The organism is Enhygromyxa salina (assembly GCF_002994615.1).
Classification (GTDB): domain Bacteria; phylum Myxococcota_A; class Polyangia; order Nannocystales; family Nannocystaceae; genus Plesiocystis; species Plesiocystis salina_A.
This window is the reverse complement of record NZ_PVNK01000026.1, coordinates 1-26,942: the sequence shown is the minus strand read 5'-3', so window position 1 is coordinate 26,942 and position 26,942 is coordinate 1. Positions and strand designations below refer to the sequence as shown.

Here is a 26,942-nt window from a genome sequence, read left to right as displayed (position 1 = left end):
GCCGCGGGGGTCAAATAAACGAGCCCCCTTTTAGGGGGCCATGCAGACCACGGCGAAGCTCATGCCAGCCCACCGAGCGAGGGAGCCCAGCGACCGAGCGACCGGCCGCGCAGCGGCCGTGCGTGGCAGAGTCGCTGACGGCCGCGGGGGTCAAATAAAAGAGCCAGCCCACCGAGCGAGGGAGCCCAGCGACCGAGCGACCGGCCGCGCAGCGGCCGTGCGTGGCAGAGTCGCTGACGGCCGCGGGGGTCAAATAAACGACCCCTCAGCCCCCGAGCTTGTTCTTGACGAGGGCAGGCACGTCGATGCCGGTTGCGGCCTTGATCTGCTCGCCGTAGTTGACCAGCTTCCCGGCCAGATCGTCGCCCTCGCTTCCGCCTCCGTCCTTGCCCAGGACCGTGAGCCGGTCGACCTTCAGGTCGCCCATGCTCTGGGCCATCGTGCCCATCAGCGGGACGAGCTTCTGCATGAGCAGGATGTCGCGTCCGGCCCGACCCGAGGTGTTGTAGCGCTCGGCGATGTCGGTCAGGACCTTGGCCGTGGCCTGGCCCTGCTCGACGATCTTGGCCGCGTCACCCTTGGCGTTCTCCTCGGCCTCGCGGCGCGCGGCCTCGGCGGGCTGGAGCACGTCGGCGTCGAGTTGGAGTCGGACCTGCTCGATCCGAGCTTGCTGGGTGTCGAGCTCGGCGTTGGCCTGGGCGACCCCGGCTTGGACCTCGGCGAGCTGCTGGGCGATCATCGCGTCGCGGCGAGTCCGGGCGTCGGCGACCCGGCGCTCGTTCTCCTTGCGGGCGATCTCGATCTCGGCTTCGAGCTTGGACAGCTCACCGTTCATGGTGTTGCGCCACTTCTGCTCGGCAGCTTCGGCCCGGGCCTCGGACTCGGCGATCTGAGCCGAGCGCCGAATCTGGGCGCTGATCTGTCGACCGATCGCGTCGAGGTAGCCAACGTCGTCGGACACGTTTTGGATCTTGAGCGTGTCGACCACGAGGCCGATGCGGCTCAGATCTTGCTCGGCTTCCTCGGCGAGCTTGGCCGAGAACTCCTCCTTGTCCTTGTTGACCTGCTCGGGCGTCAGCCCGGCGAGCACGCCGCGGAGGTTGCCCTCGAGGGTCTCGCGGGCGATCTTCATGATCTCCTCGCGGGACTTGCCCAAGAAGCGCTCGAGGCAGTTGTTGAGCAGCGGCTCCTCACCCGGGATCTTGATGTTGGCCACGCCCTGGACCGAGAGCGGGATGCCGCCCTTGGAGTAGGCGTTTTGGACCCGGACCTCGATGATCATGTTGGTCAGATCCATGCGGTCGACGGTCTCGAACAAGGGCACGCGGATGCCACGACCGCCGCGGATGATGCGATAGCCGGCGACGCGACCGTTGCCGGCCACCCGTCGACGCCCGGAGAAGATCAGGACCTCGCTGGGCTGGCAGACGTAGAGCACCCGCTTGATGACACCGAGCACGGTGATGAAGCCGATGACGAGGATGACGGCGAGGGCACCAAACGCGGCGGGTTCGATGAATGCGAGGGGCGTGGACATCACGACAGCTCCTTCGGGGCGAGGGGGTGGCTCGGCGAGGTCGAGAGGCTCGGAGGCTTGAGGCCACCGCCGGGCTTGCCGCGGCCGACGCCGAGGGGGAGCTTGGCCCCACCTCCGCTCGAGCCGCCTCCGCTCGGTTCGCCTCCGCTCGGTCCGCCGTCGCCGGCGAGGACCGCCGGGATGTCGATGCCGATCGTCTCGCGCAGGGCTCGGAGCACCGCGGCCACGGTCTGCGGATAGGCGGCGGCGTAGGCCGCGAGCGCCGAGCCGTCACCGCGGTCGAGCACGTTGACCTCACCGATGTCGATGTCGTCCATGTGATCGGTGACCGTAGCGATGATCTCTTCGAGGTGCTGGATCACGTAGATCTCGCGGGCGTTGTCGCCCATCGCGTTCCAGGCCTTGGTCGTGGCCTCGAGGACCTCGACGAGCGCGCGCCCGTTCTCCATCGTCGGGGCCGCGTCGCCCTTGGCCCGGATCGCTTCGGCGCGACGCCGCGCCTCGGCCGGGATGATGACGTCAGCCTGGAGCCGGCGCTGCTCGAGCTGGGCGCGAATGCGCTGCAGCTCCTGCTCGGCCTGGGCGCGGGCCGTGTTCGCGGCCGCGACCGCCTCGCGCTCGACCGACATCGCCTCACCGTCGAGCTCGGACTTGACCTTGGACAGCTGGTTGCGCTTCTGAAGGATCGCCGTCTCGGCCTGGGCCTTGGCGACCTCCGAGCGGCGCTTGGCCGTCGCCTGGGCCTGCGTGATCTCCTGCATGGCCTGGTTCTCGGCGTTCTCGGCGTCGCGCAAGACCTTGGCGATGCGCGGGCGGCCGAGCGAGTCGAGGTAGTTGGTCGAGTCAGCGACGTTTTGGATCTTGAGGGTGTCGAGCTCGAGACCGAGCTTGTCGAAGTCCTTGATGGCGCTCTCGATCAGCTTCTCGGCGAAGGTCAGGCGGTCTTCGTTGACCTGCTCGGGCGTCATGTCGGCGACGACCTCACGCACGGCGCCCTCGAGGGTCTGCTGGGCGACGATGTAGATCTCGCGGGTCTCGCGGCCCAAGAAGCGCTCGATGGCGTTGCGGATCCGGTTGGGGTCGGAGTGGATCTTGACGTTGGCGATCGCGTGGATGCGCAGCGGGATGTTGCCGGCCGAGTAGGCGTTCTCGACGACGATGTCGATCGACAGGTTGCGCATGTCCATGCGATCGACGCGCTCGATGATCGGGATCCGCCACTTCCGCCCGCGACCGCCGCCCTCGTTGGCCTCGATCTGATCGGCGCGACCGTGGGGCAAGATGATCATCGGCCCGAGGTCGACGCCGTCTTTCATGCGCTTGCGGCCGGTGAAGATCAGGACCTCGTTCGGCTGGCAGATGTGGAGGAAATTCTTGATGACCAAGAGCGCGAACAAGAGCACGACGGCGAGCCCTGCGGCCCCGCCGACCACCGTTCCGAGGGTGATCTCGGCGAGTGGTGGGGCGAGGGCCCCGAGCTGCGATAGAGCTGCTGGATACATGAGGTGGGTTCTCCCTGAGCGACGGTGGTTGAGAGGGGTGGTCTTGGGGTGAGCTTGGGGTGGGCTTGTGGTGGGGGGCGTCGACTCAGGCGCGGACCGCTGGCCGGGACGAGTCGAGCTTGACGACGACGGCCTTGTTGTCGCGCATCTCGAGGATCAGGGCCTCTTCGCCCTTGGCGACGGCCTCGTCGCTCTCGGCGAGCACGTCGACGGTCGTGCCCTTGAGCTCGATGCGAAGCTTGCCGAGCCGATTGGGCCCCGCGGCGATCAGCATCTCGCCGCTCTTGCCGACGTAGTCGGCGACGCCCGCGGCGACACCGGTGTCGTTGGCCGCGAGGCTGCGGATCAGCGTGACGGCGGTCCAGCCGGTCACGAACCCGACCGCGATCGCGAGACCGAGCGCGACGAACGGGCCGGCGAGCTCGAGGCCATCGAGGACCAGCCCAGTGAGGCCGAAGAACGCGGCGAAGAAGGTCCAAAAGCGCATCGAGCCGAGCACGCCAAAGAACCCGCCGAGATCACCGTGGGTGTCGTGACCGGCGTCGGCGTGGGTGTCGAGATCGGCGTCGACGTCAGCGTCGAAGTCGGCGTCGGCGTCGAAGTCGGCGCCACCGTCGAGATCGAAGTCGCTGTCGGCGTCATGATCACCGCCCATGAGGAACGAGGCTCCCAACAACACGGAGCCGAGGACGAGGGCGAACACATAGGCGTAGATGAACATCGTGACCTCCGGCGCTGGGTACTGGACGCGCGCGCGCGCTATTTCATACCAGTGGAGCGACTCGCGCGGGCGCGAGCTTGGAAAACGTGACGTGACGTGCAGCTCTGCCCCGTCGACCGCCGATCGCGCGGCATCGTCGGCGGGCCCGAGGCTCGGCTCAAGGCTGGACCAGGCGAGGTCCCCCCTCGCCGGGCTCGATCGTCAGCGCGACCTGACTGTCGAGCCAGCGCTCGCCCAGCGCCGTGGCCGAGATCCCGAGCAACATCCGCCGCGCGCCCTCGTGGGTCCGGGCCCGGGTCTCGACGAAGACCCGATAGCCCTCCTCGAGGCGGCGCAGGATCCAACCCAGCAGACGGCTGGGATCCTCGCAGCGGACGATCACGATCGCGCCCGGTGGCAGCCCCCGGACACGGGTCCAGACCTCGGCGGGGTCGAGCTGATCGTCGATGACGACCGACGGCGCCTTGAACGAGTGCGCGAGCGTGTCGGCGAAGCCGGGCTCGCGTATGTACACGAGCACGCCCTCAGCGATGCTCGCGGTCAGCTCGTTGAGCTCGGACTCGCCATGACCAAAGTTCGAGAACTCGCGCAGCGTGACCGCACCGGGCGAGGCCACGGTCGACAGCTCGCGCCGCGTTGCGGCCTGGGCGGGGGTCACCGCCCCCTGCTCACGGTCGGTCGTGGCAGGCGACGAATCGTCCGCGACCGGCCCGCCGTCCGCGACCGCCCCGCCCCTCGCGGCCAGCTTGGGAGAGGCGCCCGCGGGCTCCGACTCCGCGGCTCGCCACGATCCGCTTGTGTTCGCCTGCCTCTGCTCAACCTGCCCAACCGGCTGCCCAACCGGCGGCGGCGACGCGTCCATCGCCCTGACGGTCGGCGACAGCGTGCGGCGACGCTCGATGTCGGGATCCGGCGCCGGAGCGGCGAAGGGATCGTAGCCATCGCCAACGTCCTCGTCATCGTCCTCCGGGACGCCGATGAATTCCTCGTAGTCCCCGGGCATCGCGGGCGCCGGCGGGGTCAGGCCCGCGCGGATGCTGTCTTCGGGTGAATCGGAGTCGAGGCCGACCGCGAGCTCCTCGTCATCGTCTAGCGCCCAGGTGCCGCTCTCAAACGCGTTCGGAGCAGGATCGGGCCCGAGAACGTCGTAGTCGCCGCCCGCGACGGGCTGGTCGAGGGCCGGGGCGTCGAGCAGGCCAACGTCGAGGGCTGGATCCTCGAGCACGAGGGCGTCGCTCGACTCGCGCGACAAGGGGATCGGAACCCCGTCGCCGCGGCCGGCGCCCAGGTCTGGCTCGCTGGCATCAAAGCGCTGAGAGTCCCTGGCCGGCACCGGCTCGGGTGCCCCCTCGCCCCGAGCTTCGCCGACCGGATTGACCGGATTGACCGGACCGCCACCGCCGCCGCCTCCCGCTGCGCCAGCCGAGTCGTCGAGATCGATCTCGAGGCCCCCCTCACGCTGGGCGCGGACGGTGATCCCTTCCATGCCCGGCTCCGCGTAGACCGTCCACCCCTCCCCCGTGTCGACCGAAAACTCGACGGGGTTGCCAACCGCGAGCTCGACCTGTTGCGCGTCGTTGACCGCGGCCACGATCATGTCGAAGAGATCGCCGCGCGGCAGCACCGAGGTCTCGGCCTCGGCGCCGCGGGCGGTCGTGTACACGACCGGCTGGCCCGACTCGAGCGTGACCTCGGACGCCGAGCGCCGCGCCGCCTCCTCGAGCAGGCTAATCAGAGACCGCATGCGCGAACAATATCAACCCACCCCCCGGTTTTGAAACCCGAGCGCGAGCGCTCACAGGTTGCGCGCGTGAGTGCGCGGCAACATGAAGTTCCGCATCCCAGCCGTGCTCCGAGTGTAGCCAAAGCCGGACATCTTCCAGCCGACCCACGGCGCCCCCGCGGCGGCGCTCGGGCCCCGGTTGATCCCGATCATTCCGGCCTCGAGGCCCTCGGCGACACCCTGCGTCGTCGCGTCGGCCGGGCCCCAAACCGACGCTCCAAGGCCGTATTTGGTCGCGTTGGCCCGGCGCAGCGCTTCACCGACCTCGTCGTAGGTCGAGATCGCGACGACGGGCCCGAAGGTCTCTTCGCTCGCGAGGCGCATGTCGTCGGCCACGCCGCGGACGACGCTCGGCCCGAGCCAGTAGCCCGGGTTGCGGACCTCGCCCTCGACCACGAATTCGGCCCCGCGCGCGCGCGCGTCGGCGAGCTGCGCGAGGACGATTTCGCGCTGGCCCTCGCTGGCCATCGGGCCGATGTCGGTCCCGTCGTCGAGCGGATCCCCGAGCTGGAACTCCGACACGAGCTCTCGGACTCGGGCGATGAACGCGTCCTCGATCGCCCGATGGACGAATACGCGCTCGGTCGCGACGCAGACCTGGCCGCTGTTGCCGATCGAATTTTGGACCGCGAAGCGTGCGGCGGCCTCGACGTCGGCCCCGGGCAGCACGATCATCGGATCTTTGCCGCCGAGTTCGAGGACGAGGCGCTTCATTGCGCTGGCGGCCTCGCGCATGATCGCCTGGCCGGTTGCGATCGAGCCGGTGAACGCGACCATGTCAATCTCACTCGCGACGAGCGCGCGGCCGACTCCCCCACCCCCCTGGACGAGGCCGAACAACCCGGGCGGTAGGACCGAGGCGAGCAGCTCGTGGTACAGGGCGCCGCTGCGTGGGGTCAGCTCCGAGGGCTTGAGGACCACGGCGTTGCCGGTCAGCAGCGCGGACATCACGAGGTTGTTGGGCGTGCTGACCGGAAAATTCCACGGCGCGATCACGGCCACGACACCGAGCGGACGCCACTGGGTCGTGACCTCGATGCCGCCCTCGCTCCCGCGCTCGTCCTCGCAAGCCCCGCGCGCCCGCGCGATGAAGGTCTCGGTCCGCTTGTGGACGTTGGCGACCTCGGCCCGGGCGTTCTTGAGCGGCTTGCCCATCTCGGTCGAGATCGCGCGCGCGAGGCTCTCGGCGGCCTCGCTGTCGTCGCGGACCCGGGCGGCGAAGCGGCGCAAGAGCTCGGCGCGGCCGTCGAAGCCCAGCGACCACCAGCCTGGCTGCGCCTCACTGGCCGCTGCGACGGCGGCGGTCAGCTGCGCAGATGTCGAGGCCTCGACGGGAGCCAGCGGCTCGCCGGTCGCGGGGTTGCGGGTCTCAATGGAGTCCGACATGCCGCGCAGTGTAGTCCCCGCCGATTTCATTTCCACCGGGCCCCGGCGGCCGATCGGGTTGCGCTACTGTAGGTTGCGGCCTGGCGCACACGAACGCCCCCGGCGAAGCCGAGGGTCCGCGGCTGCGCCGAGCCGCGCTCGTGCGGACCCCAAGGACACAGCGATCTTGCCCGCGCGCCCCGCAACCCCTGATCGTCCGAGCCGCGCGCGAGCGAGGTCGGCGTGAGCCACTGGCCCGAGTGGATCGTGCTCGCCGTCGAGGTCGGCCTGATCGCCTATGCGGTGTTCGCCACGATCACGATCGTGCTGGAGCGTCGCCGACCCGCGGCCACGCTCGCGTGGATCCTGGCGCTCGCGTTGCTGCCCGTCGTCGGCCTGCTCGCGTACCTGATGTTCGGCCGGCGCAAGGCCAGGCGCAGTCGACGCAGCCGACGGCGTCGCGGCCTTCGGCCGACCGAGGCGACCGCCGAGATCGCCAACCTCGAGCGCTCGCCCAGCGACATCTCGCCACAGGTCACGGGTCTCCTGCGCCTGGCCCTGTCGCGCGCGGCCGCTCCGATCCGCCGAGCCAACGAGGTCGAGATCCTCCCGCGCCCGCGCGACGCCTACGCGGCCATGGAGGCGGCGATCGCTCAGGCCCAGCACCGCATCCACGTCCAGTTCTACATCTGGCGCGACGACGACACCGGGAGCCGGCTGATCGAGCTGCTCCGCGAGCGCGCCGCGGCCGGGGTCAAGGTCCGGCTGCTCTACGACGACTTTGGCAGCATCGCGACACCACGGGCGCACTTCGATCCGCTGCGCGCGGCCGGGGGCGAGGTCGCCCGCTACGGCGCGCTGCGCCTGCGCTTCGCTCGGCCCCGCGGACGCCTCGACTTTCGCAACCACCGCAAGCTGCTGTGCGTCGACGGCAAGCTCGGGTTCACTGGGGGTCTCAACGTCGGCGACGAGTACCGGGGCACGACCCGCAGCGGCCGGGTCTGGAACGACCTCCTCGTGCGAATGGGCGGCGACGCGGTGCTCGGGCTCGAGGCCGTGTTCATCGAGGACTGGCTCAGCGCGACCGAGGAGCTCGTCGAGCTCCACAGCGACCTTCCCGACGCGGTCGCGGGCCAGTCGATGGTCGATCGCCCGAGCACACCGATGACCTCGACGGGCCCGCTGGTCCAGATCATCCCGAGCGGGCCCGACCAGGTCCCGGGCCGGCCCGAGAGCAACGCCTCGGTGATCGCCGAGACCTTCGTCGCCGCGATCGGCACCGCGATCGAGCGGGTCTGGATCGTCACGCCCTACTTCATCCCCGACGAGCCGCTGACCTTCATCCTCCAGACCGCGGCCCTGCGCGGCGTCGACGTCAAGATCCTCGTGCCCAACCCCGCCGACAACGATCTCTCCTTCGTGGCCCTGGCCGCGCGCAGCTACTACGACGAGCTGATCGCCGCCGGCTGCGAGATCCACGAGTACATGCCCGGCATGCTCCACTCCAAGTACATGATCGTCGACGACAGCGTCGCGATGATCGGCTCGGCCAACATGGACGTGCGCAGCCTCTACCTCAACTACGAGGTCACCGCGATGTTCTACGATCGCGCCGTCACCCAGTCACTGGCCCAGGTGTTCGGCGAAGACCTCGCCGACGGCCGCCAAGTCCTGGCCACGGCGCGAACCCAGGTCCCCCTGCGCTGGCGCCTGGCCGAGGGCCTCGCCCGAATCATGTCGCCGCTGCTTTAGACCCCCGCGGCCGTCAGCGACCGGCCGCGACGCTCGCTCTCAGAGCGCGTCGTCGGGCTTGACCAACGCGGTCGCGGCCAGCGAGCTCAGCAGCAACATCGCGCCAGCTGGGACCGCGAGGACCGGGAGGCCGGGATCGGTCGGCCCGTGAATGAGGCCGCCGAGCATGAAGCCGAGGCCGACGAGCGCGGCGCCGACGAGCGCGGCGACGCGGATCTTTCGGGCCCAGCCGGCGGGCGTCTGGAGCCGTTCGAGCGCCCACGCGAGCGCGAGGTTGAGGATCCCGAGCAGGCCGCCGTGGGCGTGGCCGAGACGGAGGAACTCGCGGCGCAGCGGATCGTCGAGCCAGCCCTCGGCGCGCAGTCCATACATGGCCTCGAGCCACAGGCCCGCGGCCAAGAACAGCGCGACGAGGGCGATCGAGGCGCGAATGTGTCGCTCGGGGCTCAACTCAGCCGGTTGTAGCGCCGATCACGGTGGCCGTCACTCGCCGATCCAGATCGCGAGGGCCTGCCGCTCGCTCAGCAGGCGCTCGCGCAGCTCGGGGTCGTCGGTCAGCGGCGCGGGGCCGACCAGCGCCCGGATCCGCGTGACGACCTCGACCCGCTCGTCGATCGGCCCGAGGTAGTCGAAGCGCTCGAGCGCAGCGAGCAGCGCGGCCCGACGCGCGTTCGGGGCCATGCGCTCGGCCAGCGAACGCAGCCCCCGCCACGCGAACCACCGGACCGAGGGGTACTCGTCCTCGAGCCCGTCGGCGATCCAGGCCGCGCGCGCGTCGAGGCTGGCGGTCGCGCCGGGCCGAGCGAGGGCGTGGGCGGCGAGGTTGCGCTGGATCGGATCGCCGCCGAGCAGATCGAGGACCACGCGCGAGGCCGCGGCCTCGTCGGCGTGGGGGCGCGCGACGATCGGCGAGCCGCGCAGACCGAGCGCGCTCATCGAGCGCGCCGCCCACTCGCGCGAGCGATCGACGTGGCACTGCGTACACGCGTCAGGCTGGTCGCCGCGCCCGATCCACGCAGCCGGATCGGGGCTCGAGATCCGATGGGTGATCATGCCCTCGAGCAGGCCGTAGCTGATCCGCGGCATGTGACATCCGAGGCAGTCGACGGCCTCGCCGTGGCCGCCGTGTCCGCCGAGCTGTTCGGCGCCGCCGAGCTCGTCGGCGCGGTGACAGTCGACGCAGGCCCCCTGCCCCGTCCGCCCCGCCCGCAGCTGCCCGTCGGGGGCGTCGCCGTGCATGTCGTGGCAGTGACCGCAGCCGAGGCCCTCGCCCTCGCTCCAACACGGCGACAAGAGCAGGCCCTGGTACTCGTAGGCCGACAATCGCGGGGTCCCGTCGGGCCAAAACCTGGCCGCGAAGGGCCGCCCGCGATCGAGGCCCTCGACCCCGGCGATCGTCGAGTCGGCGAAGATCGGGCGCGAGATCGAGGCGAGCTCGTCACCGGCGACGAAGCCGTCGCCCTCGCGCATGACCGCGGCGATGTCCCGGGCGATCCGCTGGCCGTGGCAGCGGCCGCAGATCTCGGACTCGCGCGCGGGCCCGAGCGTGGCCGGGTTGGCGATCGATCCGTCGGTCCCGCGCTCGGACGACGCGAGCAGGCGCCGCAGCGGGTTGCCGCGGTGCCGATCGATGTGGGCCTGAGCCGGCCCGTGGCACGCTTCGCAGGCGATGCCGAGCTCGCCGAGCTCGCTGCGAAAGCCCGCGCTCCCCGGGTCGAGGCCGGGGACCGCCTCGGTGTTGTGACAAAAGATACAGTTGTCGTTCCAGCGGCTGAGGTGGCGCTCGTAGTCCGCGAGCGAGCCGTCCTCGCCCTCGGGCTCGACGAACGCGCCGTTCATGTGGATCCAGCGCCGCTCGGCTCGATGCCAGGCGACCGGCAAGCGGTGGAGCTCGCCCTCGCCGCCGCCGCGGTCGAGGTAGGCGAGGTACTGCTGGTAGCGGTGGCTGCCGACGCTCAGCGCGACGGCGGCGTCGAGCACCGGGGCGCCGACGACCGCCTCGCCCGCGTCGTCGAGGCGCTCGACGAGGACCCGCGGGACCCCGTCGGCGCCGCGATCCATGGTCGCGCGGAAGCCCCCGTAGTCGAGCTGCTCGCCGGCGAAGGGCGCGAGCACTCCCGCCTGCCCGGTCTCGCCCTCGGCCTCGGCCTCGGGGGCCGGGTCCACCGCGAGCGCCAGCGGGCCGAGGCTGGCCGGCTCGGGTCGCTGGGTCATCGTGCGGTGCCAGCTGCGATGCCAGGTCTGCCACTGGGCCGGGTGACAGCTGCGGCACGAGTCCGAGCCCGCGACCGGGTCACCGTGGCGATCGAGCTCGGTCCACGCCGACGCGTCCGCGCCCGTCCACACGAGCCCGGCGACGGCCGCCAGCGACCAGGCCAGCGCGGGTCCAAACAACAGGGTCGAGGCCAACCACGGGCGCGCCACGGTGCTCGCGTCAGCCCGGCGGCCCCGGCACGGCCTGGATGAGGATCTCGCGATCGTAGAGCCGAATTGAGGCGACCGTGCCGTCGGTCGGCAGCGGCGAGGGAATGCCCGGGGTCATGCTCCGGCCCTGGAAGACCGTCCCGTTTTGGCTGTGGAGGTCGGCCAGCCACAGCTGCCCGCGGTGGGTGAAGATGCACGCGTGGAGGCGGCTGAGGCGACGCGAGGAGACCTGAAACTGGCAGGCCTCGTGGCGACCGAGGACGATCGGGCCCGCGCGCACGTCGAAGCGTTTGACCGTCGGCTCCTGGGGGCTGCTGAACTGGATCGTCGGCATCTCCAGGGGCGGAAACAGCGGCTGCGGCTGGGCTGGCGCAGCCCACAGCCCGTCGGCCATCGCGGCCTGGGCGAAGGCGTCGGACTGCTCGCGCGAGCTCGAGTAGCGCTGGCGCGGATCCTTGGCCATCGCCCGCTGCATGAAGCGATCGATGTTGGGCGCGCTCACGACCCGCTGCTCGCTGCCGTGGAGCGTGCTGCCGTTCTCGTGGGCCTGAGCCGGGAGCGGCACCCGCAGCGGCGGGACCGGGGCGTTCATGTGCTGTTGGAGCAGATCCGGGAGGTTGCGCCCATCAAAGGGCGGGCGACCGCACAGGAGCTCGTAGCACATCACCGCGAGCGCGTAGCGGTCGGTCGCCGGGCCGACGTGCTTGGTGTCGCGGAACTGCTCGGGGCTCATGTAGTGCGGGGTGCCGAACACCGAACCGGTCGTGGTCGCGGCTTCTTCGGACAACCACTTGGCGATGCCCAGATCGATGATCACGGGCTCCCAGCCGTCGGACCGGTTGCGCAGGAGCACGTTGTCGGGCTTGAGGTCGCGGTGGAGCACGCCGTCGCCGTGGAGCTCGTCGAGGCTGCGCCCGACGCCCTCGATCAGGCGGTGCGCGGCCCAGCCGTCGCCCGGCCGAATGACCGCCGAGGGCACGAGCCCGTCGACGAACTCCATGGCCATCCACGTGCGCCCGTAGTCGTCGACGTTCCAGGTCTCGACCCGAATCACGCCGAACAGGTTCATGCCCAGCATCAGGTCGGCCTCGCGCGTGAACCGAACCGCGGCCTCGCTGTTTTCGTGGACCTCGGCGCGGAGCCACTTGACCACGACGAGGCGCCGGTCAAACACGTCGACGCAAAGGTGCACATCGCCGACCGCCCCCTCGCCGAGGGGGCGGATGCGCTTGTGCGGGCAGTCAGCCATCGCCAGCACTCTAGCAAGGAAGTACTACGACCCCCACAGCCGTCAGCGACTCTGCTGCGCACACCCAAGCGGCCGGTCGCTAGCCTTGGACCCCCCACAGCCGTCAGCGACTCTGCCACCTACGGCCGCAAGCGGCCTCCCTCGGTGGCCTGGCATGAGCTTCGCGGTGGTCTGCGTGGTCCCGAGTAGGGGGCCTCTGACGCAGTTTCCAGCGCCCATCGGACGCGCGGCTGCTGCGCGACCGGTTTCTCCCTCCTCGGGGCCGTCTGTACGCGATCGCAAGCGTGGGCCAAATGGGGGTCGAAGTCTGCGCTGTTCCCGGGCACCCTCGCGGGGTGACCCCACGGCGCAGCTGGCATCGTGCGACGATCGCCGCCGGGCTGGCGCTGCTGAGCGTGCTCGGGATGATTCTGGTCAGCATCCATGTGAGCCCGCGCCAGGTCGTGGCTGGGGACGCTCACTATGTGTTCGCAAGCGCACGCAGCCTCGCCTACGACGGGGATCTCGACCTCACGAACCAGTACGCGGTCATGGGCGACCGCTGGGGTCTGGGGCGCGATCCTACGCATGACGGCTGGCGCCTTCCCCCGCGGGAGATCGGCGCGTCCTTGGTCATGGTCCCGGGGCTGTGGCTTCATCACCTCGCCGGGATCGCGCCGCGCTGGGAGCCCACTTGCGCGTGTCTGCTCGCGGCGGCGAGCCTCGGGATCTGCTGGCTGGGCTGCGCCCGGATCGTCGACACCCTCGAGCTCGGACCTCGCCGGGCCGAGTTGCTCGCTGGCGCCGCCGTCCTCGGGTTCGTGGTGCCCTTCTACGCCCTCGGGTCTGCTGGCTATGCTCACGCGCCCGACGCTGCGATCTGCGCCTGGCTGTGCTGGGCGCTGCTCAAAGGTCGAGGTCCGCTCTCGACCGGGGTGCTGCTCGCCTGTGCGGTGCTCACCCGGATGCAAAACGTTCTGTGGCTGCTGTGGCCGGCGGTCGAGGTGCTCGCGCCGCCCTCCGCCACGGATCGCCGGGATCAGCTGCGTCGGGTCGCGATCATCGCCAGCGTCGGCGCGCTCGGCTTCGCGCCGCAGCTGTGGCTGGGCCTGGCCCATCCGGGCAGCGCGCGGGGCTCGCTGGGCTGGACCTTGGCCTTTTTCAATCTCGACGACTACCTCTTCGATCTCGCCCGGGTCCAGGTCGGCGTCCACGGCCTCCTGCGCTGGACGCCGATCGCCGCCCTGGCCCTGCTCGGCCTCGCCCTCGCCGACCGCCGATCGCCGAACGCCAGGGCCCTCGGGCCGCTCGCGGTGTTCGTCGGGCTGTGGCTGCTGCTCGCTGCGGTCCGCGACGTCGACGGCGGCGACGCGTTCGGAGCCCGGCGCATGGCGGGGATCGTGGGCATCCTCGCGCTCGGGCTCGGCCACGCGTGGTCGCGGATCGCCGGTCGCGGACCCGATGCGCGGCCATGGACCGCGTGGTCGCTCGCCGCCGCGCTGACGCTGGCGGTCGTCGTCAACCTCGGGCGCACGCACCAGGCGATCGTCGGCGAGCTGTCGCTGACCTCACCCGATCGCTCCGGCGGGCGCCGCTGACGGTCCCTCGACGAGACGAAAATCCTCACCGTCCCAGCGGTGGACGTCGCGCTCGATGCTCCGCCCCTCGATCCGATAGACGCAAAACGCCGCCTCGCGGCCCGGATGCTGCGACAGGTTGGTCCCCGAGCTGACCCCGTGGACCGGGACGGGCTCGCGCGGCCCGGGGATCGTGCCCTCGATCGCGACGTGCTCGTGGCCGTGAAGGATCAGCTCGGCCCCGCGCCGCGCGATGACCTGGCCGAAGGCGTCGATGTCGAGCAGATCGTGGCGGCGCTTGGCGACCCCGGGCATGACCGGGTGGTGGATCAGCACGACCCGCGCGAGGCCCTCGGCGTCGAGCCGCGCGAGGATCTCGTCGAGGCGCTCGAGCTGCGCGGCGCCGACGGTCCCGACCGCGTACAGGGGCAAGCTCGCGTGGGCGGTCGAGACCCCGATCAGCGCGACCTCGCCGAAGCGCTGGACGAAGGGGTAGTACGCCTCGTCGCCCGCGCCCCGCTCGCCGTCCATGTACTGCCCGAGCATGATCTCGAAGCGACGCGTGCGCATCGACCCGCGGGTGTAGGCGTCGTGGTTGCCCGGGATGATCGTGATCGGCAGGCCGACGCCCTCGAGCTTGGCGACGACGTGCTCGAACTCCTGCTCGAGCGCGAGGTTGGTGAGGTCACCCGTGATGACCACGCGATCGACCGCGAGCGCGCGCGCGTGCTCGACCATCCGATCAAAGAGCGCCTCGTCGTGGTGCTTGCCGCGCTTGAGCAGCAGGTTGACGCCGCCGGTCAGGCGCTTGTTGATGAAGCGGTGCGGCCCGACCCCGCGCAGGCTCAGCAGGTGGATGTCAGAGCAGTGGAGGAAGCGTAAGGGCATGGGCTCCCCGCTCACTATTAGCACGTGATCGGGCCGCAGACGCGAGCGGGCGCCGCCACAGCCGGCCGTCGCCGACGGCGCGTGCCAGGGCCCTGAGTTTTGACTACATTTCGGCGACATGTCCACTCTGCTCGACAACGGTCGGACCCACACATGCGGCCAGCTGCGCGCCACGGACGAGGGCGAGCGCGCGGTCCTCTTTGGCTGGGTCAACTTCCGCCGCGACCACGGCGGCCGGATCTTCATCGACCTGCGCGACCGCGACGGCCTGACCCAGGTCGTGTTCGGTCCCGACGTCGCCCCCGCCGCCCACGAGGCCGCCCAGGCGCTGCGCAGCGAAGACTGCATCGGCGTCGCCGGCAAGGTCATCCGCCGGGTCGACAACGAGGGCAACTCCAACACCAACCCCAACCTGCCGACCGGTGAGATCGAGGTCGAGATCGACACGCTCGAGCTGTTCTCGAAGGCCCAGACCCCGCCCTTCGACGTGTCGAAGGACGATCGCCTCGACACCCACGAGAACCTCCGGCTTCAGTATCGCTACCTCGATCTGCGCCGGCCCTCGCTGCAGCGCAACTTCATCCTTCGCTCGCGGCTCGGGACCATCACCCGCGCGCACATGACCGAGCTCGGCTTCCTCGAGCTCGAGACGCCCTACATGGTCAAGTACACGCCGGGCGGGGCGCGCAACTTCCTGGTCCCCAGCCGGCTCAACCCGGGCAAATTCTACGCCCTGGCCGAGAGCCCGCAGATCTTCAAGCAGCTGTTCATGGTCTCGGGCTTCGACAAGTACTTCCAGATCACCCGCTGCTTCCGCGACGAGGATCTGCGCAACGATCGTCAGCCCGAATTCACCCAGATCGACGTCGAGCTCAGCTTCGCCACGCCCGAGCGGGTGTTCGAGGCGATCGAGTCCCTGATGGTGCGGCTGTGGAAGGAGCTGCTCGACGTCGAGCTCCCGACCCCGCTCCCGCGCCTGACCTGGGCCGAGGCCATGGCCCGCTACGGCTCCGACAAGCCCGACACGCGCTTCGGGCTCGAGCTGTCCGATCTGAGCGATCTGACCCGTGAATGTGGCTTTGGCGTGTTCGAGCAGGCCGACTACGTCAAGGGCCTGTGCCTCCCGGCGGAGCACGGGCCGGGCTTCGGGCGCGCCAAGATCGACAAGCTCACCGACTTCGCCAAGAAGCGCGAGTCGGGCGGGGCCAAGGGCCTCGCGTGGTCCCGGGTCGAGGCCGGCGGGACCTGGAAGGGTGGCAGCGCCAAGTTCATCTCGGCCGAGCTCCAGGCCCAGATCAGCGCGCGGATGGGCGCCGAGCCAGGCTCGCTGCTGCTCTTCGTCGCCGACGACTTCGAGACCACCCACGCCGTACTCAACGCGATCCGCCTCCGGCTCCGCGACGAGCTCGGGCTGCTCGACAGCAGCGGGTCGCAGCCGTGGAAGTTCTTGTGGGTCACCGACTTCCCGCTGTTCGAGCGCAGTCAGACCGGGACCTGGACCTCCTCGCATCACCCCTTCACCTCGCCGCGCGACGAGCACGTCGAGTTCTTGACCACCGACCCCGGCAAGGTCCTGGCCCGCGCCTACGACCTGGTCCTCAACGGCAACGAGGTCGGCGGCGGCTCGATCCGTATCCACCGCAGCGACGTCCAGGCCAAGGTGTTCGAGGCCCTCGGCATGAGCGAGGACGAGCAGCAGGCCAAGTTTGGCTTCCTGCTCGACGCCTTCAAGTACGGCCCGCCGCCCCACGGCGGCATCGCCCTTGGCGTCGACCGCCTCGCGATGCTGCTCGCAGGCACCGAGAGCCTCCGCGACGTGATCGCGTTTCCCAAGACTCAAAAGGGCCAAGACCTGATGACGGGTTGCCCGACCCCGGCCGACGATCCCCAGCTCGCCGAGCTGTTTATCCGTCATCGCCCGCTGCCGGGCCACAGCGGCGACTCCGAGGCGAGCTGACCCGCGCCCCCGCCGCGAGATCGTACCCTCTCCCGAGGAAGAGCCGAGCGTGAGCGCCGACGACAACGACAACGAGTCCAGCCCCGGCAGCGGCGGCGGCGGGAGCGATCGCCGCGAGCGCCAAACGCCCCGGGCCCGACCCGGCTCGGTGACGAGCTCCGCGTCGAGCTCCGGGCTCAACGAGATCGTCCACACGATCGACGACGACACCAGCGAGCAGGACCGCATCGAGCTCATCGAGGCCCCCGTCCCCCCGCGCAACAGCGCAGCCTCGGGCGAGATCCGCACGAGCCCGACCCTGCGCGCACGTGCGCGGTCCTCGCGGCTCTCGCGCGCGGGCGGCGGCCGCTTCTGGGATCCGCTCCGCCTGCTCGCGGCGACCGCGACCGGCTGCGCGATGTGGATCTCCGCGCCAAACATGGACGTCTGGTGGCTGGCCTTCGCCGGCTGGGTGCCGCTGCTTTGGGCCATGCACGAGCGCCCGCCCAGGCACGCCTTCTTCTATGGCTGGATCGCCGGCTTCGTCTCGGTGTTCGTCGGCTTCTTCTGGATGAGCGAGCTGCTCACGCGCTTCGCCGGCTTCGGCCCCGCGGCCGCGGCCGGGGTCACAGCGCTCTTCGCCCTCTTTCTCGGCCTCCAGTGGGCGCTGTCGGCCTGGATCACCTCGGTCCTGTGCCAGCGAAGCGGGCGCTCGACCCTGCTGATCTTCCCGATGGCGTGGACCGCCGTCGAGCTGATGATGTCGACGATCAGCATCTTCCCGGTCCACATGGCGCTGAGCTGGGCGTGGCAACCTCTATGGATCCAAACCGCCGAGATCGGCGGCGCGATGACGGTCAGCTTCGTCATGATCGCGATCAACGCCGCGCTGTGGGAGTGCATCCGCGGCTACATGGAGGACGGCAAGCTCGACAAGGTCGCGGTCGCGACCTTCGTGGGGTGGATGATCGGCGTGCCCGCCTACGGCTGGATCCGCATCAAGCAGGTCGAGGCCGAGATGGCCGAGTCGCCCTCGCTGCGCGTCGGCGTGGTCCAGGGCAACTTCGGCATCGAGACCTACAGCACCCCGGGCATGAAGCCGCTGCTCCTGCGTGAGCTCCAGCGGGTGACCGGAGCCCTCCAACAAGACGGCGCCGAGGTCGTGCTCTGGGGTGAGACCGCGTACCCCTACGGCCGCTTCTCCCGCCAGCACGAGACCGATCTCGACGTCGCCGACCGCCGCCGGATCCAGCGCGGCTTCAACGTCCCGGTGATCGTCGGGCTCGTGACCCGCGACGCGACCGGCGAGAACCCCTACGCGTGGAACACCGCCTGGGTCCTCGACGAGGACGGGCGCTGGGGCGATCGCTACGACAAGAACTACCCCCTGATGTTCGGTGAGGCGGCCCCGCCTGGGGTCGACCCGGCCTGGTACCTCGACAAGATCCCCTCGGCCTCGCACCTCAACCGCGGCGACGGCCCCGCGGCGGTCGAGGCCGCTGGCTACCGCTTTGGCCCGCTGATCTGCTACGAGGACATCCTCGCCAGCTTCACCCGCGAGGTCGCCAACGAGGGCATTAACGCGCTCGTCAACCTGACCAACGACTCGTGGTTCGGCAAGACCCGCGAGCAGTCCGAGCACCTCGGCCTCGCGGTCTTCCGCGCCGTCGAGCACCGCAAGGGCCTGCTGCGCTCGGTCAACGCCGGGATCTCGGCCTACGTCGACCCCATCGGGCGCGTCGTCGAGCAGACCCAGACCACCGACTCGGACACCGACGGCTACCAGGGCGCCGAGGGCTTCGCGGTCGACGTCCCCATGATGTCGGCCGAGCGGCGCACGGTCTACGGCATGACCGGCAACCTGTTCGGCTGGCTGTGCATCGCCGGGCTCGCCGGGATCTGGGCTTGGAGCCGCTACCGCCGGCCCCTCGACGACGACGACGAAGGCTCGGCCCAGGCCGCCTGAGGCGACCGGCGCCACCTGCGCACGCCTCCCGGGGCGCCCGTGACAAGCGCTGCCCGGGTGCTACGTTTGTCCCGCAGTGGCGTCCTACGAAGAGATCAAGCAGCGGGCTCGCAACAAGGACCCCGAGCAAGTCGCCCGGCGAACCCGGTGGTTTCTCCTCGGCAGCGTCGCCGTCACGCTGGCGATCTACTTCGTCCCCTACGGCTTCGTGGTCGGGCTCCCGCTGATCTGGCTGTCGACCCTGGTCCACGAGCTCGGGCACGGGTTCACGGCCGCGCTGCTCGGGGGCAATTTCGACAGCTTCGTGATGTACCCGGACGCGTCCGGGGCGGCGCGCTGGTCGGCAGGCGCGAGCTTCGGGCCGGTCCGCCAGGCCCTCGTCGCAGCTGGCGGGCTGGTCGGCCCGGCGATCGTCGCCGCGCTCGGCTTCGTGATCGCGCGCAAGCCCAAGGCGGCTCAGTACGCCCTGCTCGCGGGCCTGTTCGCGCTGGTTGCGATCGCCATCTTCGTTGTCCGCAACCCCTTCGGCTGGGGCTTCGTCGGGGCCCTCGCGCTCGTCATCGGGGTGCTCGGGACCCGCAAGCAGCCCGAGCCCGCGCAGCTCGGCCTGGTGTTCCTGTCGACCCAGCTGGCGATGGCCGTGTTCTCCCGCGCGGACTACCTGTTCACGGAGTACGCGCAGACGGCCGAGGGCAAGATGCCGTCCGACGTCGCGCAGATGTCCGACGCGCTGTTCGGGCCCTACTGGCTGTGGGGCGGGCTGTGCGGGGTGTTCTCGCTCGCCGTGCTCGGGCTCGGGCTGTGGGTGTTCTTCAAGGGCTTCGACGGCCTGCGGCTGTGGCCGCGCAAGCGCGCTTAGGACCCTACTTGCAGGGGCCTTCGTACTCGTAGCGCTGCCACGGGCAGTTGCCGTACACGGCCTCGAAGGTCCTGCCGTCGCACCCGCAGTACTCGCGGACGCCCTTCTTGCACACGATCGTGGCGTCGCACTGCCAGTCTGCGTCGCAGCCGCTGCCACCGATGCACTGCTCGCCCTCGAGGCAGCCGCCCTTGTCGGTCGGATCGCAGCTCAGATCTTCGCGCTCGGCGACAGGTGCGGGGACCGACCCGCCCCCGCTGCCCGCGGCTCCGCTGCCCCCACCTGCGCCGCCGCTGCCCGCTGCCCCGCTGTCGGCCGCGGGCACCTCGTTTGCCGGCGTTGGCGGGGGGAGCTCGGCGGCCTCCTCAGCGTCCGCGGCCTCGTCAGCTTTGCCAGCGTCGGCGGCAACCTTGTCCTTGGCCTCGTCTCCTTCGTCGCCGGTCTCGCTGTCCTTCTTCTTGCAACCGGGCAGCAGGAGCAGGGCAGACAGCGCGAGGCACGAGGCGATGCGGCGATGCATGCCCAAGTTATCGCGCGACCCTGGGCGCCAATCAACCGCGGCCGCCGGCGGCCTCAGTGGTGACAGGTCGTCTCGCTGCCGAGCACGTCGGTCGCGCCGAGCCCCGCCGGGGGGACCGCGAGCGCGCCCTCGGGCCGCGCGGCTCCGTCGATCTCCCACCACAAGGCGTTGGCCTCGCGCGGGTGGTTGCCGATCTCGGCCATGGTCGCGGCGTCGAAGATCCGCCCGTTGATGACCGTGTAGCGGACCTGCTCGGTCACCCGAATGTCGGCGAGGGGATCGCCGGCGATGACCGCGATGTCGGCGAGCTTGCCGACCTCGAGCGAGCCGAGGTCGGCGTCGAGCCCGAGGTAGCGGGCGCCGTTGCGGGTCCCGGCTCGCAGCGCCTCGTGCGGCGTCATCCCGCCCTGGACCAACATCCACAGCTCCCAGTGGGCCGCGAGCCCCTCGCGCTGCCCGTGGGCTCCAAGGTTCACGCCGACCCCAGCGTCGTTCAGCTGCTTGGCGACCTCGGCGGCCCGGAAGTGGTTCCAGTCGTCGTCGCCGACGTGCATGCGCCGACGCGCGCGCGGATCGACGAACTCGCGCGGCACGAAGCTCATCAGGCGCTCGTTGGCCCACACGTCGGTGTGCTGATACCAGTAATTCTCGCCCCAGATCCCGCCGTAGGCGACGACCAGCGTCGGGGTGTAGCCGACCTCGGTCGCGCCCCACAGCTGGCGGACGTCATCGTAGATCGCGGCGACCGGGATCGCGTGCTCGACCCCGGTGTGGCCGTCGACGACCATCGTCATGTTGTGCATGAACAGCGAGCCGCCCTCGGGCACGACCATCATGTCGAGCTCGCGCGCGGCCTGGAGCACCTTTTGACGCTGGTCGCGACGGGGCTGGTTGTAGCTCTTGACCGAGATCGCCCCGATCGCCTTCATCCGCCCGAGGTGCATGCGCGCGTCGTCGAGGGTCTCGACCTGCGACCGAAAGGATCCCTCGGCGCCATAGAGGATCGTGCCGGTCGAGTAGATCCGCGGACCGACGGCCTCGCCCGCGCGGACCAGCTCCGAAGACGAGAAGATCGTGAGGCTGTCGTTGCTCGGATCGTGGACCGTGGTCACGCCGAAGCCGAGCTCGGCGTAGTGCAGCCAGTTTTGCTCGGGCTGGATGCCCCGCGTGCCCTGGGGGCCGTGGGCGTGGACGTCGACGAGGCCCGGGATCAGCGTGTGACCCGAGACGTCGATCTGCTTGGCATCGGCCGGGATCTGGACCTGGTCACGCGGGCCGATCGCGACGATGCGGTTGGCCTCGATCACGATCGTGCCGTCGGCGACGACCTCGTCGCCCTTCATGGTCACGAGCTTGCCGCCGACGAGCGCGAGCGTGCCGCTCGGGGCGTCGCTCGGGACCGAGAAGCCGACGTTGACCGCCTCGATGATCGGCGCGGGCGTGGGCGCCTTGGCGAGCACGCCCTTCTTGTCGGCGTACTCGGGGTGGGCCTCGCGGACCTCGGCGTAGATCGCCCTGGCCTCCTCGGCCTGGCCGCACTCGTCGCGCACGGCGGCGACGTTGAAGCGCGCGACAACCATGGCCGCGTCGTTGCCGTCTCCGGACTCGGGCCGCTCGAGATGCTCGCCGTAGAGCGCGTCGAACTTGGTCGCCAGCTCCTCGCACTCGTCGGCCGCGAGCCCGTCGGCCTTGGCGGCCTGGTACTCGGCGTGGAGCTCCGCGAGCCGCTTGGTGGCCCCGGCGTCGACCTGGCTCGAGCCGTCGAGGAACTCGAACACGTCGTTGAGCGGGCGGGTGTGGAGCTCGGGCCCGAGGATCCAGTGCAGGGCCTTGGCGTCGCCCGACCACTGCACGAACCACCCCGCGTCCTCGCTGACCTGCCCGACCGGCAAGCTCGTGCCGCCGGGGCCGAGCTCGAGGGGCTTGTGGTCGTCGCGGCCCATGTGCGGAAAGGGGACCACGTGGACGCGGAAGCCCTCGACGAACGCGACCCAGCGCCCGTCGGGCGAGACCGAGAACTGCTCGGCCCGAGCCGAGCTGTAGTGCTCGCGGCGGTCCTGGCCGTCGAGCTCCATGCTGACGAGCAGCCGGGCGTCCTCGGGCCCGCGCTCGAGCAAGAACACGCGCTCCGAGCCCGCGCCAAAGTGCGGCGCGCTGCCGCTGCGGCTCACGCGGATCTCCGCGTCCGAAGACGGCGCCGTCGCGGCCCGACCTTTCCGCCGCCCGCCGCTGCCCTTGCCGAGGCTCACGGGCATCGCGAAGACGCCCGTCTCTCGCGACCAGCGCGGCGACACCAGCCCGCCCCCGCTCGCGCGGCGATAGACCACGAAGGCGTTGTCGGGCGAGAGCGTCGGCTCGAGGTAGTGGCCCGGCTGAGGGCTGACGACCTGGCCCTCGCCGCCGCCGATCGGCACCACCCGCACCGCCCCGAGCGCCTCGTCGTCCCAGCTGACGTAGACGACAAACTTCCCGTCACGCGAGAGGCTCGGGTAGTACTCGTGATGGTCGGTCTGGGTGGTCAGGCGGCGGACCTCGCCGCTTTGCATGTCGCGGACGTAGAGCTTGCCGAGGGCCTGGTAGACGAGCTTGGCCCCGTCCGGGCTCAGCGTCGGCCAGCGCAGGACCTTGACGTCGAAGCGCTCGGGCGCGACCTCGATCGACGCGCGCGCGGCGGCCGAGACCTTGCGGGTGTGCTCGACGCGAAAGGGGATGTCCCGGGCCGCGCCGCCGCGGGCGTCGACCTCGTGGAGCTTGCCGCCCGCCCAAAACACGATCGTCTTGGAGTCGGGCGTCCAGTCCATCTGCGGGTAGACCCCGTGGATCGCCCAGGTCTCCTGCATGTCGCGGTCGAGATCCTCGTAGACGGGCCACTCGGCCCCGCTGTCGAGCTCGCGGACGTAGAGCGCGGACTTCAGCCGGACCCGCCGGACGTAGGCCATGAGCTGGCCATCGGGTGAGGGCGTCGGCCGGACCGCGCCGCCGGGGCCGCCGATGTAGCGCTCGAGCCGGCCCTCGTCGAGGTCGAGCCGCTGGATCGCGTAGATCTGCTCGTTCGGATCCTTGTTGTAGGCGAACACGCCCCCGCCGGTCAGATCCTCGGAGAAGTACAGGTAGCGCCCGTCGGGCGAGAACACCGGCTCGCCCGCGTCCTTTTGCTTGGTCCGCTTGTTGGTCAGCTGCACGCCCTTGCCGCCCGAGCGGTGGTAGAGCCACATCTCGCCCGCCCCGATGCTGCGCCGCGAGGTGAAGTGCTTGCGACCGACGATGTACTCGCCGTCGGGCGACCACGCGGGCGCGCTGAGCAGGCGAAAGTCCTCGTCACTGACTGGCCGAGCCTCGCCGGAGCCGTCGGCGGGCAGGACCCAGATGTTGTCACCGCCGCCGCGATCGCTGGTGAAGGCGATCCAGTCGCCGTCGGGGGAGAAGCGCGGTTGCATGTCCCAGGCCATGCCCTCGCTCAGGACCTTGGCCTCGCCGCCCGCCCGGGGCAGCAAGTAGAGATCGCCGAGCAGGTCGAACACGATCGTCTGGCCGTCGGGGCTGAGATCGAGGTTCATCCAGGTGCCCGTGTCGGTCGAGATCTGAACCTCGAGCTCCTCACCCGGCGGATCGTCGACGTTCCACTCGCAGTCGGCCGGCTCGGCGCGGGTCTGCGCGCACAGCTTGGGTGGCTCCATTCCGGCATCCCGCACCGCCACGCCCGGCGGCCCCATGACCGGGGTGTCGGGCGCCGAGGATGTGGGTGCACAGGCGGTCGAGACCGACACCCCGGCGAGGAGCAGGGATGGGGGAACGAAGCGCTGGAGCCAAGCTGTGCTCATCTCCGGAATGTCGCACATCCAGTCGCCGCTCGATCTACCTGGAAACACCGATAACCCAGCATTGCGAACACACCCTGCGGAGGGGCCGGATGAGCAACAAAGCTCACGGATCCAGGAGTCGGGTGCTCGATTTTGACCATCGAGCGGACCTAAATTCGCCCAAAACAGGCGCAATACTGCGCTCGAAGAGATCTCTCCTGGCACATTTTGTTCTGAGAAAGACAATTTGCTCAGTTTCGCGCGGATACTGCTCACTTTTACCTTGCCAATATTCATGTAATGGGGCTAACTCGTCTTGTCGATTTGATCCTCCGGCCGCCACCTCCTCTGGCACCTCCTCCCGACCTCGCCGAGGCCATCATGACCCGCCGCATCCCCCTCCTCGCCACCCTCCTCGTCCCCACCCTCGCGCTCGCCTCCGGCTGCGATCTATTCAGCCAGCTGTCGCAGCACACCGGCATCGTCGACGTCTTCACCACGAGCCACGGCACGCCCGACGACGAGGGCAACCTCCCCAGTCACAACGGCCACCAGCTGGTGTTCACCAACGACATGGGCTGGGACGTGTTCATCGACGAGGCCTACGTGACGACCAGCGCCGTGACGCTGCTGGCCTGCGACGGCGAGCGCTTCGACATCGAGATGTACTGGGGTGCCCAGGCCGAGAACCTGGGCGCGACGGCAGATGCCGAGCTCGCGGCCGCGGGCGGTGTCCGCGCGAACGCGGGCACCTACTGCGACCTGGTCGTCGAGTACGGCCCCGCCGACACGGTCGACAACCCGGCGGCGATGGGCGCGACCGTGTACCTGGCCGGCTCCGCGGTCATGGGCGACCAACACATCGACTTCATCTGGCGCAGCGACATCGAGCTCGAGACCCAGGTCGACATCAGCGACATCGAGGCTGGCCAGCCCTTCGCTATCAGCACCGAGCAGCACTTCTCGAAGAAGCTGACGGTCAGCAAGACCTACAACCACTTCTTCGACGGCGTGGACTTCAACGACGAGCTCAGCCAGGCCGACATCGACGATCTGGTCGCCGACAGCCTCGATCGCGGGACTGTCGCGTTCGAAGGCACGAACGTCCACTGAGAGGCGCCAAATCAGCGCCCTTGGCGCGATCTGGCTGTCGTTCCCGACTGCGTCGTCGGCGTGGGCGATCCCGCCTTGCAGATAATCGAAGCAGGCTCACGTCGTTTGGTGCCTATCTCCCACCACATGGGTGGGCAATGACGCCTCAACACCCTTGCGGACCTGTCGGTACCCCCCTAACCTCCGGCGCGTGAGCAAGGACGACCACATCGAATTCGACGGCGTCGTCATCGAAGTCCTCACCGGCGGCATGTTTCGGGTGAAGATCGATGAGGATCACTCGGTCATCGCCCACCTCGCCGGGAAGATGCGAAAGTTCCGGATCAAGGTCGTCCTCGGCGACCGGGTCAAAGTCGCCGTCTCACCCTACGATCCCAACCGCGGACGGATCATCTATCGGGTCCGCTAGCCCGCGACTCGCGGTGATAGATTGCCCAGGTGAGCGCGACCCCGAAGACCGACTTCGAGCTGCTCGGAGCCTGGCGCGAGGGTGATCAGCGGGCCGGGCGGGAGCTCTTCGCTCGCCACTTCGACTCGATCTATCGCTTCTTCCGCAGCAAGGTCGACGACGACGCCGCCGAAGATCTGACCCAGCAGACCTTCCTCGGCTGCGTCAAAGGCAAGGATCGCTACCGCGGCGACGCCAGCTTCCGCACCTACCTCTACACGATCGCGCGCAACCGCCTCTACACCCACATCCGCGATCGCCAGCGGCGTGACGCGGTCGTCGAGGTCGGCCAGAAGTCCGTCGCGGATCTGGGCCTGTGCTCGCCGACCGGACAGATCGCGGCCCGCGAAGAGCAGCGCCTGCTGCTCCAAGCCATGCGCCACCTCTCGCTCGAGATGCAGGTCGCGCTCGAGCTGCACTACTGGGAGGGCCTGAGCGTGCGCGAGATCGCGGCGGTCATCGACACGCCCGAGGGCACGATCAAGCGTCGGCTCCAGCGCGCGCGTCAGCGCCTCGACAAGCTGATCGTCGAGCTCGCCAGCAGCGACGAGCTGCGCCGCAGCACCCAGGCGAATTTCGAGGACTGGGCCCAGGCGCTGCGCGCCAACCTCAACCCCAGCTCCGACTCCGGCGGGAGCTGAGCGCGGCCATGACGGCGGCGCTCGAGGCCCTCGTCGGCCAAGTCCTCGACGATCACTACCGCGTCGACGCGCTGCTCGGGGCTGGGGGCATGGGCGCCGTCTACCGCGCGCGGCACACCACCCTCGAGCGCGACGTCGCGGTCAAGGTCCTCCACACCGACATCGGCGCGGACAGCTCGATCAGCAAGCGCTTCGATCGCGAGGCCCAGAGCGCCTCGCGCCTCGACCACCCCAACTGCGTCCGCGTGACCGACTTCGGGACCACGCAAGCGGGCGTCAAGTACCTGGTCATGGAGCTGCTCGTCGGCGAGGAGCTCGGCGCCCGCCTCGGCCAGCCGTGGGAGCCCGAGGCGGCCTGCGAGGTCCTCGACCAGATCTTGGCCGGGCTCGAGCACGCCCACCACTGCGGCATCGTCCACCGCGATCTCAAGCCCGAGAACGTGTTCATGTCTCGGGGCCTCGACGGCCGCGAGGTCGCCAAGATCGTCGACTTCGGCATCGCCAAGCTGCTCGACGCCGATGGCGCCGCCGAGGTCCTGACCCGCGCGGGCATGGTCTTTGGCACCCCGCGCTACATGAGCCCCGAGCAGGCCGCGGGCGGCAAGGTCGACGAGCGCAGCGATCTCTACGCCGTCGGCGTCCTCGCCCACGAGATGCTCCGAGGTCAGCCGCCCTTCGACAGCGACGATCTCGCGTCGATCCTGCGCATGCAGATCATGGCCCCGCCGCCGCCGCTGCCGGACTCGGTCCCGGCCCCGCTCGCGGCCTGGGTCGAGTCGCTGCTCGAGAAGTCCCGCCACGAGCGTCCGGCCTCGGCCGCCGCGGCGCGCGAGCACCTCGCCGAGCTCCGCAAGCTCCTGCGCGAGCGCAGCACGACCGCCG

The 26,942-nt window shown here is 70.1% G+C and carries 20 protein-coding genes; 9 read left to right on the top strand and 11 right to left on the bottom strand.

What is annotated here, in order from left to right; genetic code table 11:
- Nucleotides 1–265: 265 nt before the first annotated feature.
- The 5 genes from ENSA5_RS02915 to ENSA5_RS02890 form a co-directional block, all read right to left on the bottom strand.
- Nucleotides 266–1,537 carry a flotillin family protein gene (locus ENSA5_RS02915; protein ID WP_106390025.1) on the bottom strand — a complete coding sequence of 424 codons (1,272 nt, stop codon included), beginning with the start codon at nucleotides 1,535–1,537 and terminating at the stop codon, nucleotides 266–268.
- Nucleotides 1,537–3,039: a flotillin family protein gene (locus ENSA5_RS02910; RefSeq protein ID WP_106390024.1), complete on the bottom strand. Its 1,503-nt coding sequence runs from the start codon at nucleotides 3,037–3,039 to the stop codon at nucleotides 1,537–1,539. Before ENSA5_RS02910 ends, ENSA5_RS02915 begins: the two co-directional genes overlap by 1 nt.
- 85 nt (nucleotides 3,040–3,124) lie before the next feature.
- The gene (locus tag ENSA5_RS36900; protein ID WP_181197279.1) at nucleotides 3,125–3,760 is read right to left on the bottom strand and encodes an NfeD family protein; all 636 of its coding nucleotides are present in this window, start codon (nucleotides 3,758–3,760) and stop codon (nucleotides 3,125–3,127) included.
- A gap of 157 nt (nucleotides 3,761–3,917) precedes the next feature.
- Entirely contained in the window at nucleotides 3,918–5,504 is a 1,587-nt protein-coding gene (locus ENSA5_RS02895) for a hypothetical protein (RefSeq protein WP_106390021.1), read from the bottom strand.
- A gap of 51 nt (nucleotides 5,505–5,555) precedes the next feature.
- Nucleotides 5,556–6,929, bottom strand: a complete 1,374-nt coding sequence (locus tag ENSA5_RS02890) for an aldehyde dehydrogenase family protein (RefSeq protein WP_181197277.1) — start codon at nucleotides 6,927–6,929, stop codon at nucleotides 5,556–5,558.
- A gap of 222 nt (nucleotides 6,930–7,151) precedes the next feature.
- Here ENSA5_RS02890 and cls point away from each other — a divergent pair, with 222 nt between their 5' ends.
- A complete protein-coding gene (cls, locus tag ENSA5_RS02885; protein WP_106390019.1) occupies nucleotides 7,152–8,660 on the top strand; it encodes a cardiolipin synthase in 1,509 nt (502 codons plus the stop codon).
- Between the two features lie 39 nt (nucleotides 8,661–8,699).
- On the opposite strand, the gene ENSA5_RS02880 is transcribed toward cls, so the two are convergent.
- Genes ENSA5_RS02880 through ENSA5_RS02870 form a run of 3 tightly spaced genes read right to left on the bottom strand, consistent with a single transcriptional unit; the run spans nucleotide 8,700 to nucleotide 12,333 of the window.
- Entirely contained in the window at nucleotides 8,700–9,110 is a 411-nt protein-coding gene (locus ENSA5_RS02880; protein ID WP_106390018.1) for a hypothetical protein, read from the bottom strand.
- A gap of 33 nt (nucleotides 9,111–9,143) precedes the next feature.
- Nucleotides 9,144–11,084 carry a cytochrome c3 family protein gene (locus ENSA5_RS02875; RefSeq protein ID WP_146155253.1) on the bottom strand — a complete coding sequence of 647 codons (1,941 nt, stop codon included), beginning with the start codon at nucleotides 11,082–11,084 and terminating at the stop codon, nucleotides 9,144–9,146.
- Nucleotides 11,085–11,094: 10 nt separating this feature from the next.
- A complete protein-coding gene (locus ENSA5_RS02870) occupies nucleotides 11,095–12,333 on the bottom strand; it encodes an FHA domain-containing serine/threonine-protein kinase (protein ID WP_106390016.1) in 1,239 nt (412 codons plus the stop codon).
- A 335-nt stretch (nucleotides 12,334–12,668) separates the two neighbouring features.
- On the opposite strand from ENSA5_RS02870, the gene ENSA5_RS02865 reads away from it, so the two are divergent.
- Entirely contained in the window at nucleotides 12,669–13,910 is a 1,242-nt protein-coding gene (locus tag ENSA5_RS02865) for a hypothetical protein (RefSeq protein ID WP_106390015.1), read from the top strand.
- Here the strand turns inward: ENSA5_RS02865 and ENSA5_RS02860 are convergent.
- Entirely contained in the window at nucleotides 13,881–14,777 is an 897-nt protein-coding gene (locus tag ENSA5_RS02860) for a metallophosphoesterase family protein (protein ID WP_181197275.1), read from the bottom strand. The two genes, ENSA5_RS02865 and ENSA5_RS02860, sit on opposite strands and share 30 nt — an antisense overlap.
- A gap of 118 nt (nucleotides 14,778–14,895) precedes the next feature.
- Here ENSA5_RS02860 and aspS point away from each other — a divergent pair, with 118 nt between their 5' ends.
- The 3 genes from aspS to ENSA5_RS02845 all read left to right on the top strand — a co-directional run bounded on the left by aspS (nucleotide 14,896) and on the right by ENSA5_RS02845 (nucleotide 19,538).
- Entirely contained in the window at nucleotides 14,896–16,734 is a 1,839-nt protein-coding gene (aspS, locus tag ENSA5_RS02855; RefSeq protein WP_106390013.1) for an aspartate--tRNA ligase, read from the top strand.
- 49 nt (nucleotides 16,735–16,783) lie between these two features.
- Nucleotides 16,784–18,679, top strand: coding sequence for an apolipoprotein N-acyltransferase (gene lnt, locus ENSA5_RS02850; RefSeq protein WP_106390012.1), 1,896 nt, complete (start codon nucleotides 16,784–16,786; stop codon nucleotides 18,677–18,679).
- Between the two features lie 76 nt (nucleotides 18,680–18,755).
- Nucleotides 18,756–19,538 carry a M50 family metallopeptidase gene (locus tag ENSA5_RS02845; RefSeq protein WP_181197273.1) on the top strand — a complete coding sequence of 261 codons (783 nt, stop codon included), beginning with the start codon at nucleotides 18,756–18,758 and terminating at the stop codon, nucleotides 19,536–19,538.
- Between the two features lie 4 nt (nucleotides 19,539–19,542).
- On the opposite strand, the gene ENSA5_RS02840 is transcribed toward ENSA5_RS02845, so the two are convergent.
- Both ENSA5_RS02840 and ENSA5_RS39055 read right to left on the bottom strand, forming a co-directional pair.
- Nucleotides 19,543–20,058: a hypothetical protein gene (locus tag ENSA5_RS02840; RefSeq protein WP_106390010.1), complete on the bottom strand. Its 516-nt coding sequence runs from the start codon at nucleotides 20,056–20,058 to the stop codon at nucleotides 19,543–19,545.
- A gap of 53 nt (nucleotides 20,059–20,111) precedes the next feature.
- Complete coding sequence (locus ENSA5_RS39055; protein WP_444843364.1) at nucleotides 20,112–23,735, bottom strand: amidohydrolase family protein; 3,624 nt, start codon at nucleotides 23,733–23,735, stop codon at nucleotides 20,112–20,114.
- 504 nt (nucleotides 23,736–24,239) lie between these two features.
- On the opposite strand from ENSA5_RS39055, the gene ENSA5_RS02825 reads away from it, so the two are divergent.
- From ENSA5_RS02825 to ENSA5_RS02810, 4 genes are all read left to right on the top strand, one after another.
- Nucleotides 24,240–24,971, top strand: a complete 732-nt coding sequence (locus ENSA5_RS02825) for a hypothetical protein (protein ID WP_106390009.1) — start codon at nucleotides 24,240–24,242, stop codon at nucleotides 24,969–24,971.
- Between the two features lie 190 nt (nucleotides 24,972–25,161).
- Complete coding sequence (gene infA / locus ENSA5_RS02820; RefSeq protein ID WP_106390008.1) at nucleotides 25,162–25,380, top strand: translation initiation factor IF-1; 219 nt, start codon at nucleotides 25,162–25,164, stop codon at nucleotides 25,378–25,380.
- Nucleotides 25,381–25,409: 29 nt separating this feature from the next.
- Nucleotides 25,410–26,060 carry an RNA polymerase sigma factor gene (locus tag ENSA5_RS02815; RefSeq protein ID WP_258182709.1) on the top strand — a complete coding sequence of 217 codons (651 nt, stop codon included), beginning with the start codon at nucleotides 25,410–25,412 and terminating at the stop codon, nucleotides 26,058–26,060.
- 8 nt (nucleotides 26,061–26,068) lie between these two features.
- Nucleotides 26,069–26,942: serine/threonine-protein kinase (locus ENSA5_RS02810; protein ID WP_146155252.1), on the top strand; the 874-nt coding region annotated here is incomplete at its 3' end.

Excerpts from the sequence above, each read along its gene's own strand:
- ENSA5_RS36900 (WP_181197279.1), bottom strand. The coding sequence starts at position 3,760 with ATGTTCATCTACGCCTATGTGTTCGCCCTCGTCCTCGGCTCCGTGTTG.
- ENSA5_RS02825 (WP_106390009.1), top strand. The coding sequence starts at position 24,240 with ATGACCCGCCGCATCCCCCTCCTCGCCACCCTCCTCGTCCCCACCCTC.
- ENSA5_RS02860 (WP_181197275.1), bottom strand. The coding sequence starts at position 14,777 with ATGCCCTTACGCTTCCTCCACTGCTCTGACATCCACCTGCTGAGCCTG.
- ENSA5_RS39055 (WP_444843364.1), bottom strand. The coding sequence starts at position 23,735 with ATGGAGCCACCCAAGCTGTGCGCGCAGACCCGCGCCGAGCCGGCCGAC.
- aspS (WP_106390013.1), top strand. The coding sequence starts at position 14,896 with ATGTCCACTCTGCTCGACAACGGTCGGACCCACACATGCGGCCAGCTG.
- ENSA5_RS02915 (WP_106390025.1), bottom strand. The coding sequence starts at position 1,537 with ATGTCCACGCCCCTCGCATTCATCGAACCCGCCGCGTTTGGTGCCCTC.
- ENSA5_RS02840 (WP_106390010.1), bottom strand. The coding sequence starts at position 20,058 with ATGCATCGCCGCATCGCCTCGTGCCTCGCGCTGTCTGCCCTGCTCCTG.
- ENSA5_RS02890 (WP_181197277.1), bottom strand. The coding sequence starts at position 6,929 with ATGTCGGACTCCATTGAGACCCGCAACCCCGCGACCGGCGAGCCGCTG.
- ENSA5_RS02910 (WP_106390024.1), bottom strand. The coding sequence starts at position 3,039 with ATGTATCCAGCAGCTCTATCGCAGCTCGGGGCCCTCGCCCCACCACTC.
- ENSA5_RS02870 (WP_106390016.1), bottom strand. The coding sequence starts at position 12,333 with ATGGCTGACTGCCCGCACAAGCGCATCCGCCCCCTCGGCGAGGGGGCG.
- ENSA5_RS02895 (WP_106390021.1), bottom strand. The coding sequence starts at position 5,504 with ATGCGGTCTCTGATTAGCCTGCTCGAGGAGGCGGCGCGGCGCTCGGCG.